13 protein-coding genes, 3 tRNA genes and 1 pseudogene are annotated in these 16203 nt (G+C 70.0%); 8 read left to right on the top strand and 9 right to left on the bottom strand.

The window, feature by feature from the left end:
- Positions 1-65: 65 nt before the first annotated feature.
- A tRNA-Asp gene (locus U5640_RS24195) sits at positions 66-140 on the top strand.
- 329 nt (positions 141-469) lie between these two features.
- Positions 470-673 (top strand): DUF6274 family protein, encoded by a 204-nt coding sequence (locus U5640_RS24190; protein WP_340377840.1) that lies wholly within the window; start codon positions 470-472, stop codon positions 671-673.
- A 469-nt stretch (positions 674-1142) separates the two neighbouring features.
- On the opposite strand, the gene bldC is transcribed toward U5640_RS24190, so the two are convergent.
- Positions 1143-1349: a developmental transcriptional regulator BldC gene (gene bldC / locus U5640_RS24185; protein ID WP_003949541.1), complete on the bottom strand. Its 207-nt coding sequence runs from the start codon at positions 1347-1349 to the stop codon at positions 1143-1145.
- A gap of 596 nt (positions 1350-1945) precedes the next feature.
- Positions 1946-2789 (bottom strand): annotated as a pseudogene (locus tag U5640_RS24180) (hypothetical protein).
- Between the two features lie 244 nt (positions 2790-3033).
- Here U5640_RS24180 and U5640_RS24175 point away from each other — a divergent pair.
- Entirely contained in the window at positions 3034-4128 is a 1095-nt protein-coding gene (locus U5640_RS24175) for a Glu/Leu/Phe/Val dehydrogenase dimerization domain-containing protein (protein WP_340377839.1), read from the top strand.
- A 311-nt stretch (positions 4129-4439) separates the two neighbouring features.
- Complete coding sequence (locus U5640_RS24170; protein WP_340377838.1) at positions 4440-4697, top strand: DUF3073 domain-containing protein; 258 nt, start codon at positions 4440-4442, stop codon at positions 4695-4697.
- A gap of 69 nt (positions 4698-4766) precedes the next feature.
- Here the strand turns inward: U5640_RS24170 and purM are convergent, their stop codons facing one another.
- From purM to purS, 7 genes are all read right to left on the bottom strand, one after another.
- Positions 4767-5846 carry a phosphoribosylformylglycinamidine cyclo-ligase gene (gene purM, locus U5640_RS24165; protein WP_340377837.1) on the bottom strand — a complete coding sequence of 360 codons (1080 nt, stop codon included), beginning with the start codon at positions 5844-5846 and terminating at the stop codon, positions 4767-4769.
- A 45-nt stretch (positions 5847-5891) separates the two neighbouring features.
- Complete coding sequence (purF, locus tag U5640_RS24160) at positions 5892-7418, bottom strand: amidophosphoribosyltransferase (RefSeq protein WP_340377836.1); 1527 nt, start codon at positions 7416-7418, stop codon at positions 5892-5894.
- A 221-nt stretch (positions 7419-7639) separates the two neighbouring features.
- Positions 7640-8437, bottom strand: coding sequence for a sterol carrier family protein (locus U5640_RS24155; RefSeq protein WP_340377835.1), 798 nt, complete (start codon positions 8435-8437; stop codon positions 7640-7642).
- A gap of 565 nt (positions 8438-9002) precedes the next feature.
- Positions 9003-10649 carry an IS1182 family transposase gene (locus U5640_RS24150; protein ID WP_340377834.1) on the bottom strand — a complete coding sequence of 549 codons (1647 nt, stop codon included), beginning with the start codon at positions 10647-10649 and terminating at the stop codon, positions 9003-9005.
- A gap of 142 nt (positions 10650-10791) precedes the next feature.
- Entirely contained in the window at positions 10792-13050 is a 2259-nt protein-coding gene (purL, locus tag U5640_RS24145; protein ID WP_340377833.1) for a phosphoribosylformylglycinamidine synthase subunit PurL, read from the bottom strand.
- Complete coding sequence (purQ, locus tag U5640_RS24140; protein WP_340377832.1) at positions 13047-13727, bottom strand: phosphoribosylformylglycinamidine synthase subunit PurQ; 681 nt, start codon at positions 13725-13727, stop codon at positions 13047-13049. The genes purL and purQ overlap by 4 nt, the downstream gene beginning before the upstream one ends.
- Complete coding sequence (purS, locus tag U5640_RS24135) at positions 13724-13987, bottom strand: phosphoribosylformylglycinamidine synthase subunit PurS (protein WP_015659417.1); 264 nt, start codon at positions 13985-13987, stop codon at positions 13724-13726. The genes purQ and purS overlap by 4 nt, the downstream gene beginning before the upstream one ends.
- Positions 13988-14349: 362 nt before the next feature.
- Between purS and U5640_RS24130 the strand changes: the two genes are divergently transcribed.
- The 4 genes from U5640_RS24130 (at position 14350) to U5640_RS24115 (ending at position 16149) form a co-directional block, all read left to right on the top strand.
- The gene (locus U5640_RS24130) at positions 14350-14667 is read left to right on the top strand and encodes an Lsr2 family protein (RefSeq protein WP_055631821.1); all 318 of its coding nucleotides are present in this window, start codon (positions 14350-14352) and stop codon (positions 14665-14667) included.
- Between the two features lie 150 nt (positions 14668-14817).
- Positions 14818-14889 (top strand) — tRNA-Gly (locus tag U5640_RS24125).
- Positions 14890-14969: 80 nt separating this feature from the next.
- A tRNA-Gly gene (locus tag U5640_RS24120) sits at positions 14970-15042 on the top strand.
- Positions 15043-15195: 153 nt separating this feature from the next.
- Positions 15196-16149, top strand: a complete 954-nt coding sequence (locus U5640_RS24115; protein WP_340377831.1) for an ABC transporter ATP-binding protein — start codon at positions 15196-15198, stop codon at positions 16147-16149.
- Positions 16150-16203 lie beyond the last annotated feature (54 nt).

Raw genomic sequence — 16203 nt, 5'->3', positions numbered from 1 at the left:
AGCGGGCTCACCCTCCTGTACAGTCCTTCTCGCAGCACAGCGCAGCGCGAAGTGCCGCAAAGCCTGGTCCTGTGGAGCAGTTTGGAGTGCTCGCCACCCTGTCAAGGTGGAGGCCGCGGGTTCAAATCCCGTCAGGACCGCAACCAGGAAAGCCCGGATCCTCGGATCCGGGCTTTCTCGCATCCCCCGGGCCCGGAAGGGCGAACCCCCGGAGGCCGCGCCCGCGGCGGAGCCGCGATCGGGCACAGCAAATCCCGTCAGGACCGCAACCAGGAAAGCCCGGATCCTCGGACACGGCTCTTCGTGCGCTCGGTCGCCGGGTGCGGGGCCCCCGGTGCGGGGCGCTCCCCCGTGTCCGGTTGCCCCCTCCCCCGGGCCGCCCACCCGGTGGCTCCCTTGACGCCGTCACATTCGCTCGGTACCCCAGAACTCAGGGCCCGTTCCCGTGCGGCCCTCCCGGAGGTGGCGTATGGCGGCATCGGCTAGGCACGAGACGCGGGCGTTGCTCCGCGCGCATCTGTCGGCCGCGTCGTCGTACGGGCATCTGACCCGCCACTGCCCGATCTGCCACCGCCTGCTGCGGCTGGCCCTGGACGGCGCTCCAGGGGGCGCCCAGGCCCCCGGGGAGGCACTGGAGGACACCCCGGCGGACGGGACCTCCTCGACCGCGTGATCAACGGCGTTGCCGCCAGGGGTAGTTGCCGACTCTCCACTAGCGCAGCGGGACGCACCGCAACAAGGCCACTGGCATGTGACAGGCATCACGGAATAAGTTTTGGAACCGGGCGTTCTTACCCGTCTCCTACAACTGGTCAATTTAATATGTGCAATTGCACCACGGGGGAGGAACCCCCCGGGACACCTCCGGAGCCCCGCGTCAGGCGTTTCCAGGAACCCACGCACAGCCTCCCCAGACTCCGACAGGCTCGCTCACAGACCGACCCCATCCGACCGCGCAGGCACCGTCGGGCGGCCTCAAGCGCACAAAAAAGATCGCGCTGGACCCGGCGGAGTCCAGCGCGATCGACGACGTTCCCGATGGGCGAGGGGCCTGTTGGGGCAGGACCCACGTCGCTTGGAGCTAGGTTTCGGGCGTCCGCACAGGTTGGGGGACCTGACGTGTTGCCCGGTTATTCAGTTGTTCAGGCCTCGCTGCGCTGCTGCGGGATACCCGCCAGCAGGGCGCGGACCTCGGCCTCGCGGTAACGGCGGTGTCCGCCGAGCGTGCGGATCGACGTGAGCTTGCCGGCCTTCGCCCACCGCGTGACCGTCTTCGGGTCCACGCGGAACATGGTGGCGACCTCAGCCGGGGTCAGCAGCGGCTCAGCATCAGGGGTGCGAGCGGTCATGAGCGGCCTCCTCGGGAGAACCGAACCTTCTCGGTTCTTTCCTCTAAATTCTGCACCTTGACCCGCGTTGCCCGAAATGGCGGACGCGAGTCGAGTCGGTTATAGGACGAACGGCTTGTCCTCGGCACTACAACTACACCATCTGTCCAGCCGCGTCGGCCAAACCGATGGAATTGCCCCCCAGGTGTTCATCGGCGACGGAAGCCGATGGACCATGCCATAGCGGACAGTCACGCCCCTGTGACGATCAGTCACAGGGGCGCTCAGGAGTCACGAGACCCCCCAAAGCGTGCAATGCCGAGATTCCCCCCACCGTGGAGCATAAGTAGGCGGACGGAGCCCTCCCCGGACTCCTTGTCCTATTTTGGCACGAGGAGGGGCAAGCTACGCAAGGGCCGCGTACGTGCGGTCCGTCACCCTTGCGTCATAAGCCCGGATCGGGGATCTACGTCCCGTCAGTTCCGTGAAGTGCGGTTGACCGTACGCTGTTCGACCCTTTTTGGCCGTGACGCAGGTCACTTTGTGAAAGCGCTGTCATTACTGTCACATCGTCAGATCACAGCATGCCTGATCCGACAGGTGTGCGACGGGGTCCCCTAATTGGCCGAACGCCGGTCCCGCACCGCCCGCCACCGTTCGACGAGCCGCCCGTACGCCTCGCCGGCCGCCGCCCCGTCGCCCACCCGCAGCGCCTCGATGCCCTCGGCGACGTCCGCCGCCGAGTGGTCGCCCTCCAGATGCCCGGCCGGAAGGGTGTGCACCAGGCCGCCGTAGTCCAGTTCCACCAGCGAACGCGGATGGAACTCCTCCAGCCAGCGGCCCACGTCCAGCAGACCCTCGATGAGCGGCCCCTCGTCCAGGGACTGCTTGAGCGTGCGCAGCCCCCGGGCCGTCCGCCGCCGGGCCTGCACCATCGGCGTGCGGTACCGCAGCACGGGCGCGGACTCCCCCGTCCCCTTCTCGTACACCCGCTCCTCGTCGGAGAAGAGCACGAACCAGTTCAGCGGCACCTGCCAGGTCGCCGTGCGGATCCAGGGACGCGCGTCGGGATTGCGCTCGCGCCAGCGCTCGTAGTCCTTCGCCGCCTGGGCCCGTACGACCTCCGGGAGCACCACCTCCAGAACCGAACGGGGCAGTTCGTCGCCCAGCTCGGACAGGGCCTGCCAGCCGCGCAGCCGGGTGCGCCACGGGCAGACGTGCAGCACCCCGTCCATCTCGGCGACGAACGCCTCCCCGCTCTCGTGCACCGGCACCGCCACCGGCGGGGTGGGCAGCAGGTCGGCCAGCGAGCGGCGCAGCTCGTCCTGGTAGGAGGGGGCGGTCGGGGCGGCGGGCGTAGCGCGTCCAGTGGGTGCGCTCGGGCTCGGGGAAGGCGGCCAGCGGCTCGTACACGCGCAGGTAGGACGCATAGGGGACGATCACCGACGACACCTTGGGCACGCCTGCTCCCTCCCCCGCCACCCGGCCGGGAAACCTGATCGGCCCGCGCGCGGGGACACGGGAAACGCCTGCGCATCGTCGCACGGGTGTACTCCGGGAGGAGGTCATCCGGCATCCGGACGGAGGTGATCCGTAAGAGTGCGCGTTCGACGGCCCGCGCAGGCTCTACGCTCGTCCCACAGGCCCCCGCCACCCCTGGGGCGCCTGCGTCCCGATCGCCGCGAGTTACCCAGGAGTCACCACCGTGACCGACGTAGACAACGGCGTCCTGCACACCCTGTTCCACTCGGAGCAGACGGGTCACGAGCAAGTCGTGCTCTGCCAGGACCGCAAGAGCGGCCTCAAGGCCGTCATCGCCCTCCACTCCACCGCGCTGGGCCCCGCGCTCGGCGGAACCCGGTTCTACCCCTACGCGACCGAGGCGGAGGCCGTCGCCGACGCGCTGAACCTCGCGCGCGGGATGTCGTACAAGAACGCCCTGGCCGGTCTGGACCACGGCGGCGGGAAGGCCGTGATCATCGGCAACCCCGACACGATCAAGACCGAACAGCTCCTGCTCGCCTACGGCCGTTTCGTGGCCTCTCTCGGGGGCCGGTACGTGACGGCCTGCGATGTCGGCACCTACGTCGCCGACATGGACGTGGTGGCCCGTGAGTGCCGCTGGACGACCGGCCGCTCACCGGAGAACGGCGGCGCGGGCGACTCCTCCGTACTGACCGCCTTCGGCGTCTACCAGGGCATGCGGGCCTCGGCCCAGCACACCTGGGGCGACCCCTCGCTGCGCGGCCGCCGGGTCGGTGTCGCCGGCGTCGGCAAGGTCGGCCACCACCTGGTGGAGCACCTGCGCGCCGAGGGCGCCGAGGTCGTCGTCACCGACGTCCGTGAGGACGCCGTACGCCGCGTCCTCGACCGGCACCCGCAGGGCGTGACGGCCGCCGCCGACACCGAGGCGCTGATCAGCACCGAGGGGCTCGACATCTACGCCCCCTGCGCGCTCGGCGGCGCGCTGAACGACACGTCGGTCCCCGCGCTCACCGCGCGGATCGTCTGCGGCGCGGCCAACAACCAGCTGGCCCACCCCGGGGTCGAGAAGGACCTCTCCGACCGCGGCATCCTCTACGCGCCGGACTACGTGGTGAACGCCGGCGGGGTCATCCAGGTCGCCGACGAACTGCACGGGTTCGACTTCGAGCGCTGCAAGGCGAAGGCGTCGAAGATCTTCGACACCACGCTCGCGATCTTCGCACGTGCGAAGGAGGACGGGATTCCGCCGGCCGCGGCGGCGGACCGGATCGCCGAGCAGCGGATGCACGAGGCGGCCCGGACGCGCGGATGGTGAGGTTCCGGTAGCGGGGCCGAGGGAGGCGTCCCGAGGGTTTGGTCGGTACCGCCGGGTGGAAAGTTAGAGAGAACTCTCACTCTTCCCGGCGGGTCGGCCGCCGATAAGTGGTTAAAATCGCCACTGACCAGCGAGGACGGGGCGTCTCACAGGCCCTGCGCACACGCGCGTGCTACGGGCGACGTACCGTACGGGCGTGGGCTCAGGTACCGTGGGAGCCCTACGACGGGCTCTCCGAGGAGAGACCGTTCTGGATCATGAACGCGTGTCAACCTGGGGCCAGCGAGCCCCGTCGTTGAGGGGGTCGAGCCATGGGGCGCGGCCGGGCCAAGGCCAAGCAAGCGAAGGTCGCCCGCCAGCTGAAGTACAACAGCGGCGGGACGGATCTCTCACGCCTGGCCGAAGAGCTGGGCGCATCGCCATCGAACATGCCGCCGAATGGCGAACCGTTCGAGGACGATGACGATGAGGAAGACGACGACCCGTACGCACGGTACGCCGAGCTGTACGGGGACGACGAGGACGACGAGGACGACGATTCGTCCCACCAACATCGTCGCGGCGCTTGACCTCGCTGTGAGCATCCACCCGGTCGGTGACTTCGGTCACCGACCGGGTCTTGTGCTGCCCCGCGGGGCTCAGCTCGCGTAGTCCCCGACCAGTTCGGCTCCGCCGGTGTGCTCACCGCGCTCGGTGATCTCGCCGGCGACCCATGCCTCGACGCCACGGTCGGCGAGGGTGGCGAGGGCCACGTCCGCCGACTCCTGGGGCACGATCGCGATCATGCCGACGCCCATGTTCAGGGTCTTCTCCAGCTCCAGGCGCTCGACCGAGCCGGTCCTGCCGACGAGGTCGAAGATCGGGGCCGGGGCCCAGGTGGAGCGGTCGACCGTCGCGTGCAGTCCGTCGGGGATGACCCGGGCCAGGTTGGCCGCGAGTCCGCCGCCGGTGATGTGCGAGAAGGCGTGCACGTCCGTCGTACGGGTCAGGGCCAGGCAGTCCAGCGAGTAGATCTTGGTGGGCTCCAGGAGCTCCTCGCCGAGGGTGCGGCCCAGGTCGTCGATCCGGGCGTCGAGGGCGAGGCCCGCCTGGTTCAGCAGGACGTGCCGGACCAGCGAGTACCCGTTCGAGTGAAGGCCGGAGGACGCCATGGCGATCACGGTGTCACCCGTGCGGATACGATCCGCGCCGAGCAGCCGGTCGGCCTCCACGACGCCCGTTCCGGCGCCGGCGACGTCGAAGTCGTCCGCACCGAGCAGGCCGGGGTGTTCGGCCGTCTCACCGCCGACCAGGGCGCATCCGGCCAGCACACAGCCCTCGGCGATGCCCTTGACGATGGCGGCCACCCGCTCGGGGTGGACCTTGCCGACGCAGATGTAGTCGGTCATGAACAGCGGCTCGGCACCGCACACGACGATGTCGTCCATGACCATGGCGACCAGGTCGTGGCCGATCGTGTCGTAGACGCCGAGCTGGCGGGCGATGTCCACCTTCGTGCCCACGCCGTCCGTGGCGGAGGCGAGCAGCGGACGCTCGTAGCGCTTGAGGGCGGAGGCGTCGAAGAGGCCGGCGAATCCGCCGAGGCCGCCGAGGACCTCGGGGCGCTGCGTCTTCTTCACCCACTCCTTCATCAGCTCGACGGCGCGGTCGCCCGCTTCGATGTCGACGCCCGCGGCTGCGTAGCTGGCGCCGCCCTCGGCGAGGGGGGTCTCAGACATGGCTGGTGAGAACTTTCGTGTCGTACGGCAGCGGTTGCGGGCCGTCTACGGGCGGCGGATCGCGTCGGCGGCGGCCGTGGCGGCCGGGCCGGCGGCCAGCTCCGTCTCCAGCAGCTGCTTGCCGAGCAGCTCGGGGTCCGGGAGCTCCATCGGGTACTCGCCGTCGAAGCAGGCCCGGCAGAGGTTCGGCTTGGCGATGGTGGTCGCCTCGATCATGCCGTCGATGGAGATGTAGGCCAGGGAGTCGGCGCCGAGCGAGGTACCGATCTCGTCGATGGTCATGCCGTTGGCGATCAGCTCCGCGCGCGTGGCGAAGTCGATGCCGAAGAAGCAGGGCCACTTCACGGGCGGGGAGGAGATCCGGATGTGGACCTCGGCGGCGCCGGCCTCGCGCAGCATCCGCACGAGCGCGCGCTGCGTGTTGCCGCGCACGATCGAGTCGTCGACGACGACGAGGCGCTTGCCCTTGATGACGTCCTTGAGCGGGTTCAGCTTCAGGCGGATGCCGAGCTGGCGGATCGTCTGCGAGGGCTGGATGAAGGTCCGGCCGACGTAGGCGTTCTTGACCAGGCCGCTGCCGAAGGGGATGCCCGAGGCCTCCGCGTAGCCGATGGCGGCGGGGGTGCCGGACTCCGGCGTCGCTATGACCAGATCGGCCTCGGCCGGGGCTTCCTTGGCGAGCCTGCGGCCCATCTCCACGCGGGACGCGTACACGTTCCGCCCGGCGATGTCGGTGTCGGGGCGGGCCAGGTACACGTACTCGAAGACACAGCCCTTGGGCTTCGCTTCCGCGAATCGAGAGGTGCGCAGGCCGTTCTCGTCGATGGCGACGAACTCGCCCGGCTCGATCTCCCGGACGAAGCTGGCGCCGCAGATGTCGAGGGCGGCGGACTCGGAGGCGACGACCCAGCCGCGCTCGAGGCGGCCGAGGACCAGCGGGCGGATGCCCTGCGGGTCGCGGCCGGCGTAGAGGGTGTGCTCGTCCATGAAGACGAGGCTGAAGGCGCCCTTGACCTGCGGGAGGACCTGGTGGGCCGCCTCCTCGATGGTCAGCGGCTTGCCGTCCTCGTCGACCTGTGCCGCGAGCAGCGCGGTGAGCAGGTCGGTGTCGTTGGTCGCCGCGACGCGCGGGGAGCGGCCCTCCTGCTTGGGCAGGTCGGCGACCATCTCGGCGAGCTGGGCGGTGTTGACGAGGTTGCCGTTGTGGCCGAGCGCGATCGAGCCGTGCGCGGTGGCGCGGAACGTCGGCTGGGCGTTCTCCCACACGGAGGCGCCGGTGGTCGAGTAGCGGGCGTGTCCGACCGCGATGTGACCCTGGAGCGAACCGAGCGAGGTCTCGTCGAAGACCTGGGAGACGAGGCCCATGTCCTTGAAGACGAGGATCTGGGAGCCGTTGCTGACCGCGATACCCGCGGATTCCTGGCCCCGATGCTGGAGGGCGTAGAGCCCGAAGTACGTGAGCTTTGCGACCTCTTCGCCCGGAGCCCAGACACCGAAGACGCCACAAGCGTCCTGGGGGCCCTTCTCGCCGGGAAGCAGATCGTGATTGAGTCGACCGTCACCACGTGGCACGCCACCGAGTGTAGGCGAGATCGACCACTGGTCCGAATTGGCGATACCTGCCGGTAACTGGATCTTCGTTGGGCCGATCCATCCATGATCGACTTGTTTACGCAGGTCAGGCACGCTATACGGCGGTCCTGTGACGGGCTGTGACGCAACTCGGAGGGGTTCGCGCGGTCGCGTTCCGTATGCACGAGTGAGGTGTCGCACACCATTCTGCGTGGGCCGGGTCAGGACATCAGCGGCAGGAGCGCTCCCAGATCGGCCCGTTCGCCGCTCGCGCTGACCTTCGCCGCGTCCCTGGCCTCGGCCCAGGTCTGCCGTCCGGTCGCCAGCCTGATCCAGGTCAGCGGGTCGGTCTCGACGACGTTCGGCGGGGTGCCGCGGGTGTGCCGCGGGCCCTCGACGCACTGCACGACGGCGTACGGCGGCACGCGCACCTCCGTCGCGCCGCCGGGCGCCTTGACGGCGAGCGCGTCCGCGAGGAGCCGGGTGGTGGCGGCGAGGGCCTGGCGGTCCAGGGGGACGGCGAGGTCCGGCACGGCGGCGTTGAGGTCGTCCGTGTGGACGACCAGCTCGACGGCGCGGGTGACGAGGTAGTCGCCGAGCGGCAGCGCGCCCGCGTTGGTCTGGAGCAGCCGTGTGCCGGGGTGGGTGTCGAGCTGATCGACGAGGTCGCGCTCGACGGCGGCCAGGTAGCCGCCGAGGTCGGGGTGTTCCGCGGTCAGCCGCCGGGTGAAGTCGTCGATGGCCGGGGCATTGGCGGAGGTCGCGAACGGCCAGTCGAGCAGCACGGCGTCCTGCTTCGGCGGCTCCGGCAGGGCGAGGGCGCGCCCTATGGCGGTGAGCGCCATGCCGATGTGCGCCACCAGCTCCCGCACCCGCCACTGACCGAGCCGCGTCGGCAGTGCGAGCTGCTCGGCCCCGAGCCCGGCGACCCCTTCCCGCACCTTCCCCAGCTGGGCGAGCACCGCCGCGCGGGTCTTGACGGGGTCATAGGTCCGGGTGCGCTTCTTGGCCGCAGGCATGACGGTGAGCCTAGGCCCTGCGGTGCGGATCGGGCCGACCGGCCCGAGGTGCGCTTCGGCCGACGCACGCCCCGCTCCGGACGCCGGGGGCCGGCCCCGACGGGGGCACGCTCGGCACGAGATGCAGGACCGCCGCGGGCGGTCCCCGCCCCACCCTCCCGACGCCCGAGGCCCCACGGGCGATGCCGCTACGGCCGATACCGCCAGGGGCCGAGACCCCCACGGGCGGGCCACCCAGCCGCCCCACTCGCCCGGCTGACGCCCCGAGCCGTCGGGGACGGCACCGCTCCGGGGGGAGTGGCCAGTCCCTCCCACCACTTCGACACCACCGGGACCCGCGAGCCGCCGGGGAGGCCTGTCCGCGAGCTGCGGGACCCCGTCGGCCTGGGCGGGCTGACACCACGGGATGCCCAAGGTGGCGGCCGGGCGCGTGGGCGGCCCGACTGGAGTCCAGGGGCGCCCGAGAGGGGCCGAACCGGGCGGCCCCCTGCTCCCCCGGAACAGAAAGCGGTGAGGGCCCCGGCCGTTTCGGTGGACGCTGTTGGTAAATCCGCCCCGCTGGATCTCATCCAGCGGGGCGGAGTGCTGCGAAGGGTGAGACTCGTGTGCGGGCAAGGGGCCGGCCGGTGAGCCAGGCGTCGAGTCGTGCCAGGTTGATCGCAGCGCCGGTGAAGTGGTGTTGCAGCCGGGTCTTGGCAAGCCCGCGGTAGCGGGATCTGCGCAGGCCGAACGCCTGGACGCCTTGGGAGATCGTGCCCTCGACGCCGGCGCGGTGTCCGTAGCGACGGCGCCAGTGGTCGGTGTCCTGCTCGCTGCGGGCCTGCCGGAGGATCTCGTGTTCGGCCTTCGGCCGCAGGGTCAGGTTGCGGCCGGTTTCGGCGGTGGTGCAGGAGGTCCGCAGTTCGCAGGGTCCGCAGTGGCGTTCGGCGAAGCGGACGCGGGTGACCGGGGTGCCGTACTGGCTCCGGGCGTCTCGCCACTGGACGCTGGTGTGGCCGCCGGGGCAGACGGCCTGGCGCTGGTCCCAGTCGACGGTGAAACGGGTGCTGTCGAAGAAGCCGCCTGCCGTCTGTTGCCGGATGGTGTTCTTCCCGACCGGTCCGACGAGGTTGATGCCGTGATCGCGACGGGCGTGGTGGATCTGCTCGGCATCGACGTATCCGGCGTCCACCAGGTGTTCGTCCGGCACCAGCCCGCGGCCGGCCAGAGCGGTGTGGATGTCCTCCAGGGCGGCGTCGTCCCTCACCGGCGCCGTGGTGGTGTGGATGTGGGTGATCAGGTGCGGGGCGTCGGGCTCGCAGGTCTCGCTGAGATGGACCTTGTAGCCGGACCAGCCCAGATCCCGCTTCGCGCCGGTCCTGGCCTCGGGCTCGTGCGGGGTGCGTAAGCGGATCAGGCCAGGCGGTGTGTTCTTCGGCTCGCGCCAGCGCACGACGCCGTCGACATGGTGGAACTGCTGCACCCATGTCTGACGCAGGAACTCCACCGCGGGCAGGTCACGCAGGGCGGGCGGAGCCTGGGGCGACCGGATGGCGCGCAGCAGCACCATCCCGTCGGCTCCGCACTGGTCGCCGTGCTCGACACGGGCAGCCCACCGAGAGGGGAAACGGGTGTCCTCCGGCCGGGCGGAGTAGCGGTCGAACCACTGCGGCGCCGCCATCGTCACCAGCCACTCCCCGGCCACCTCGGCGACCTGGTTCAGTGCCGCCCGCAGTGTCTCGACCACGAACTCCAGCCGGTTCAGATCCCTCGTCGCGGCCAGTACGTGGGTGGCGTCCGTGCGCTGGCGCTTGCCCGCCTTGACCAGGCCGGCCTCACCGGCCGCCCGCAGCACCGCATCGAACACGGCCCCGCCCGCGTCGCCCTCGATGAGCCGCGCACGGAACTCACTGAGCACCGAGAAGTCGAAGCCCGTGTCGGTCAGCTCCAGCGACAGGGCGTACTTCCAGTCCAGCCTCGAGCGCACCGCGTGCGCGGCCTGCCGGTCGGTCAGCCCCTCCGCGAACTGCAACACCGACACCAGCGCCAGCCTGGCCGGCGACACCACCGGTCGCCCCCGCACCGGGAACAGCTCCTCGAAGTCGGCATCGGCGAAGACCGGCCCGAGCGCATCCCGCACCCGCATCGCCAGACACCCCTTCGGGAACACCGCGCGAGCCACCCGCGCCGTCTCCTCAGGAATCTCCGCCAGATCCACCCCACGCAACGACACGAACCCACCCCAGAAACACGACGACGGCCTGCACAACCCCAACGGGGTCATGCAGGCCGTCGTCACTCAGGCCCCCGCATTTACCAACAGCGTCCGTTTCGGTGGTCGGGGCCCTCTTCGTCGTACGGCGGCGGCTGTTCGGCTACGCGAGCAGCGCCGGGATGGTCGCCTCGTGCGCCGTGCGCAGCTCCTCCAGGCTGAGCGCGAACTCGCCCTGGACGTCCACCGTGTCGCCGTCGACGACACCGATGCGGGTGACCGGGAGGCCCCGGGCGCCGCACATGTCGTTGAAGCGGACCTCCTCCGAGCGCGGGACCGCGACGACGGCGCGGCCGGCGGACTCGGAGAACAGGAAGGTGAACGCGTCGAGCCCGTCCGGTACGACCAGACGCGCGCCCTTGCCGCCGAGCAGCGCCGACTCCACGACCGCCTGGACGAGACCGCCGTCGGACAGGTCGTGCGCGGAGTCGATCATCCCGTCGCGGGAGGCGGAGATCAGGATGTCGGCGAGCAGGCGCTCGCGCTCCAGGTCCACCTTCGGGGGCAGGCCGCCGAGGTGGTCGTGGACGACCTGGGACCAGGCAGAGCCGCCGAACTCCTCGCGGGTGTCGCCGAGGAGGTAGAGCAGCTGGCCCTCCTCCTGGAAGGCGACCGGGGTGCGGCGGGCGACGTCGTCGATGACGCCGAGGACCGCGACCACCGGGGTCGGGTGGATGGCGACCTCGCCCGTCTGGTTGTAGAGGGAGACGTTGCCGCCGGTCACCGGGGTGCCGAGCTGCAGACAGGCGTCCGCCAGACCGCGGACGGCCTCCGCGAACTGCCACATGACGGCCGGGTCCTCGGGCGAGCCGAAGTTCAGGCAGTCGGAGACCGCGAGCGGCTTGGCTCCGGTCGTGGCGACGTTGCGGTACGCCTCGGCGAGGGCGAGCTGGGCGCCGTGGTACGGGTCGAGCTTGGCGTACCGGCCGTTGCCGTCGGTCGCGATGGCGACGCCGAGGCCCGACTCCTCGTCGATCCGGATCATGCCGGAGTCCTCGGGCTGGGCGAGGACCGTGTTGCCCTGGACGAAGTGGTCGTACTGCGAGGTGATCCACTTCTTGGAGGCCTGGTTGGGGGACGAGACGAGCTTGAGGACCTGGTCCTTGAGCTCCTCGCCCGTCCCCGGCCTCGGCAGCTTGTTCGCGTCGTCGGCCTGGAGGGCGTCCTGCCACTCCGGGCGGGCGTACGGGCGCTCGTAGACCGGGCCGTCGTGGGCCACCGTGCGCGGGTCGACGTCGACGATCTTGCCGCCGTGCCAGAAGATCTCCAGGCGGTCGCCGTCGGTCACCTCACCGATGACGGTGGCGATGACGTCCCACTTGTCACAGATCTCGAGGAACCGGTCGACCTTCTCCGGCTCGACGACGGCGCACATGCGCTCCTGCGACTCGCTCATGAGGATCTCCTCGGGCGAGAGGGTCGAGTCGCGCAGCGGGACGTCGTCGAGGGTGACGCGCATACCGCCGGAGCCGTTGGAAGCGAGCTCGCTGGTGGCGCAGGACAGACCGGCCGCGCCGAGGTCCTGGATGCCGACGACGAGCTTCTCCCGGAAGGCCTCCAGGGTGCACTCGATGAGGAGCTTCTCCTGGAAGGGGTCGCCGACCTGGACGGCGGGGCGCTTCGAGGGCTTGGCGTCGTCGAAGGTCTCGGAGGCGAGGATCGACGCGCCGCCGATGCCGTCGCCGCCGGTGCGGGCGCCGTAGAGGATGACCTTGTTGCCGGCGCCGGAGGCCTTCGCGAGGTGGATGTCCTCGTGCCGCATGACGCCGATGGCACCGGCGTTGACCAGCGGGTTGCCCTGGTAGCAGGCGTCGAAGACGACCTCGCCGCCGATGTTCGGCAGACCCAGGCAGTTGCCGTAGCCGCCGATACCCGCGACGACGCCCGGCAGGACGCGCTTGGTGTCGGGGTGGTCGGCGGCGCCGAAGCGCAGCGGGTCGACGACCGCGACGGGGCGGGCGCCCATGGCGATGATGTCGCGGACGATGCCGCCGACACCGGTGGCCGCGCCCTGGTAGGGCTCGACGTACGACGGGTGGTTGTGCGACTCGACCTTGAAGGTGACCGCGTACCCCTGGCCGACGTCGACCACGCCCGCGTTCTCGCCGATGCCGACGAGGAGCGCGTCGCTCTGGGGCGCCTTCTCGCCGAACTGGCGCAGGTGCACCTTGGACGACTTGTAGGAGCAGTGCTCCGACCACATGACGGAGTACATGGCGAGCTCGGCGCCGGTGGGGCGGCGGCCGAGGATCTCCACCACCCGCTCGTACTCGTCCTTCTTCAGGCCGAGTTCGGCCCAGGGCAGCTCGACGTCGGGGGTCGCGGCCGCGTGCTCGACCGTGTCCAGAGGCGTCCGGCTCATGCGTTGACCAGCTTCTTGAGGATCGAGGTGAAGAACGGGAGACCGTCGGTGCGGCCGGACCCGATGAGGGGCTCGACGGCGTGCTCCGGGTGCGGCATGAGGCCTACGACGTTGCCGGCCTCGTTGGTGATGCCGGCGATGTCACGGAGGCTGCCGTTGGGGTTGAAGTCCAGGTACCGGAAGACCACCCTGCCCTCCGCCTCCAGCTTGTCGAGCGTGTAGGCGTCGGCGACGTAACGGCCGTCCATGTTCTTCAGCGGGATGTGGATCTCCTGGCCGGCCGTGTAGTCGGCGGTCCAGGCGGTCTCCGCGTTCTCCACCCGCAGCTTCTGGTCGCGGCAGATGAAGTGGAGGTGGTCGTTGCCGAGCATCCCGCCGGGCAGCAGATGGGCCTCGGTGAGGATCTGGAAGCCGTTGCAGATGCCGAGGACCGGCAGACCGGCCTTCGCCTGCTCGATGACGGTCTCCATCACCGGCGAGAAGCGGGAGATCGCACCGGCGCGCAGATAGTCGCCGTACGAGAAACCGCCGGGCAGGACGACCGCGTCGACCTGGTGGAGGTTCTTGTCCTTGTGCCAGAGGGCGACCGGTTCCGCGCCCGCGAGGCGGATCGCACGCTGCGTGTCCCGGTCGTCGAGGCTGCCCGGGAAAGTGACGACGCCAATACGAGCGGTCACTTCGCGGCCTCCGCGACTTCCTCCACCTTGACGGTGAAGTCCTCGATCACGGTGTTGGCGAGGAAGGATTCCGCAAGATCGTGGATGCGGGCGAGGGCGGCCTCGTCGACCGGGCCGTCCACTTCCAGTTCGAATCGCTTTCCCTGACGTACGTCGGAGATGCCTTCGAAACCCAGGCGCGGCAGTGCGCGCTGCACCGCCTGGCCCTGGGGGTCGAGGATCTCCGGCTTGAGCATGACGTCGACTACGACGCGTGCCACTGGCACTCCCGGTGGTGTGGTGCTGAGCAGGTTCCTGCGGTGTCTCCGACAGGTGCCTTCAGACTACCCGCACAAAATTTCTACGCGCATAGAGTTGTAGGAATCTACGTGAGCGTCATCACGATCAGGTATCGGACCAGTGCTGTCGCGAAAAGTTCAGGGAAAGATCCGGGGTGCACCCGTGTTCCCTATTGCGCCGGGACACGCGGGCAGATTTAGTCGGGCTTCACATTGGATTGCCGGGCACTGTACAAATGAATTGGCAATAGCCGATACTTTGCCCCATAACTGGCGGACAGTCGACATCTCCGTGACGTCTTGGCACGTCACCGCAGAGCTGTCGCACGAAGGGACCGATATTCGTGGCGCAGAAGGTCGTGGTCACTCTCTTTGACGACATCGACGGCTCGGAAGCGGCGGAAACGATCGCCTTCGGACTCGACGGCAAGTCGTACGAGATCGACCTGAATGAAGCCAATGCCAAGAAACTGCGTAAGGCGCTCGCGCCCTACGTGGAGGCCGGCCGCAAGCGGTCGAAGTCCGGCAAGGCGTACAAGCAGACGGAGGTCGCGCCCGACCCGGCGGCCGTGCGCGCCTGGGCCCAGGCCAACAAGATGGAGGTGCCCGCCCGCGGCCGCATCCCCAAGAAGGTCTACGAGGCGTTCGCCGAGGCGCAGTAGCCCGGCGCCCGTCCGAGCCGCTCCCGCGGTCGTCCCCGGGTCCGTCAGCACGGCCCGGGGGCAACCGACTTGCGTTACCCCCCACATGGTCGGCTAATGTCTGGAGCACGCCGCCGGGCAGGGCCGAAAAGCCCAGCTCACGGAGGCCACGCGGGTGTAGTTCAGTAGTAGAACATCCCCCTTCCAGGGGGAAGGCGCAGTGTGCGATTCCTGTCACCCGCTCTGCATCGCCGTCCTGACCACGGTTGTGGATCAGGTAGGCTGGTGCTCGCGCCGATCGGTGAGAGCCGGTCGGAGGCAATGCGGACGTAGCTCAGTTGGTAGAGCGCAACCTTGCCAAGGTTGAGGTCGCGAGTTCGAGCCTCGTCGTCCGCTCGGGAATGAGACCCCGGTCCATCGGACCGGGGTCTTTTCGTGTGTTCGTCATCATGTGTTCCCCTGCGTGTGCCGCCGTCACCTGACATTTGTCATACGGAGTGATGACAGCTCGCACTGCTGTCGGGCCCTGTCCGGCGGGAGCCTTGAGGCATGGACACGAATGAACACGTGATTGAGGTCACCGGCCTCCGGCGTGTGTACGGGGGCGGGTTCGATGCGGTCCGTGGAATCTCCTTCCACGTCGACCGCGGTGAGATCTTCGCGCTGCTCGGTACCAACGGCGCCGGCAAGACATCGACCGTCGAACTGCTGGAGGGCCTCGCGCGCCCCGACGCCGGACACGTCCGTGTCCTCGGCCACGACCCGTACACCGAGCGGGCCGCCGTCCGGCCGCGCACGGGCGTGATGCTGCAGGAGGGCGGCTTCCCCTCCGAGCTGACCGTCGCCGAGACCGCGCGGATGTGGGGCGGTTGTGTGAGCGGCGCCCGGCCCGTCGGGGAGGCGCTGGCCCTGGTCGGGCTCGCCGGCCGGGCGGACATCCGGGTCAAGCAGCTCTCCGGCGGCGAGCGGCGCCGCCTCGACCTGGCGCTGGCGCTGCTCGGCGACCCCGAGGTGCTGTTCCTCGACGAGCCGACGACGGGCCTGGACGCCGAGGGGCGCCGCGACACCTGGGACCTGGTCCGCGCCCTGCGCGCCTCCGGTACGACGGTGCTGCTGACCACGCACTACCTGGAGGAGGCCGAGCAGCTCGCCGACCGGCTGGCCATCCTGCACCAGGGCCGCATAGCCACGTCGGGGACACCGGCCGAGGTGACCGCGGCCGAGCCCTCCCGGATCGTCTTCCAGCTGCCCGAGGGGTACTTCATCGGCGACCTGCCCCCGCTCGGCGAGCTGGGCGTGTGCGGTCACGAGGTCGAGGGACGCCTGGTCCGGCTGCGGACCAGGGAGTTGCAGCGGACGGCGACGGCGCTGCTGGTGTGGGCCGAGCGGGCACGGGTCGAGCTGCGGGGGCTGGACGTGCGGTCGGCATCGCTGGAGGAGGCGTTCCTGGGGATCGCCCGGGAGGCGTCGGAGCGCACGAGGACCGAGGGGGCTGTGGCATGAGCGGGAACACGGTGAACAACGGGACGGGTGAGAGCACGGCCCTGGGCGCCGGGA

Source organism: Streptomyces sp. SS7 (assembly GCF_037993025.1).
GTDB lineage: Bacteria > Actinomycetota > Actinomycetes > Streptomycetales > Streptomycetaceae > Streptomyces.
The sequence above is the reverse complement of the archived record's forward strand: the minus strand, read 5'-3'. Positions and strand labels throughout refer to the sequence as shown.

Coding starts and splice junctions, on each gene's coding strand:
- bldC (WP_003949541.1), bottom strand. CDS start 1,349: ATGACCGCTCGCACCCCTGATGCTGAGCCGCTGCTGACCCCGGCTGAG.
- purL (WP_340377833.1), bottom strand. CDS start 13,050: ATGAGCCGGACGCCTCTGGACACGGTCGAGCACGCGGCCGCGACCCCC.
- U5640_RS24115 (WP_340377831.1), top strand. CDS start 15,196: ATGGACACGAATGAACACGTGATTGAGGTCACCGGCCTCCGGCGTGTG.
- purM (WP_340377837.1), bottom strand. CDS start 5,846: ATGTCTGAGACCCCCCTCGCCGAGGGCGGCGCCAGCTACGCAGCCGCG.
- U5640_RS24170 (WP_340377838.1), top strand. CDS start 4,440: ATGGGGCGCGGCCGGGCCAAGGCCAAGCAAGCGAAGGTCGCCCGCCAG.
- U5640_RS24155 (WP_340377835.1), bottom strand. CDS start 8,437: ATGCCTGCGGCCAAGAAGCGCACCCGGACCTATGACCCCGTCAAGACC.
- U5640_RS24190 (WP_340377840.1), top strand. CDS start 470: ATGGCGGCATCGGCTAGGCACGAGACGCGGGCGTTGCTCCGCGCGCAT.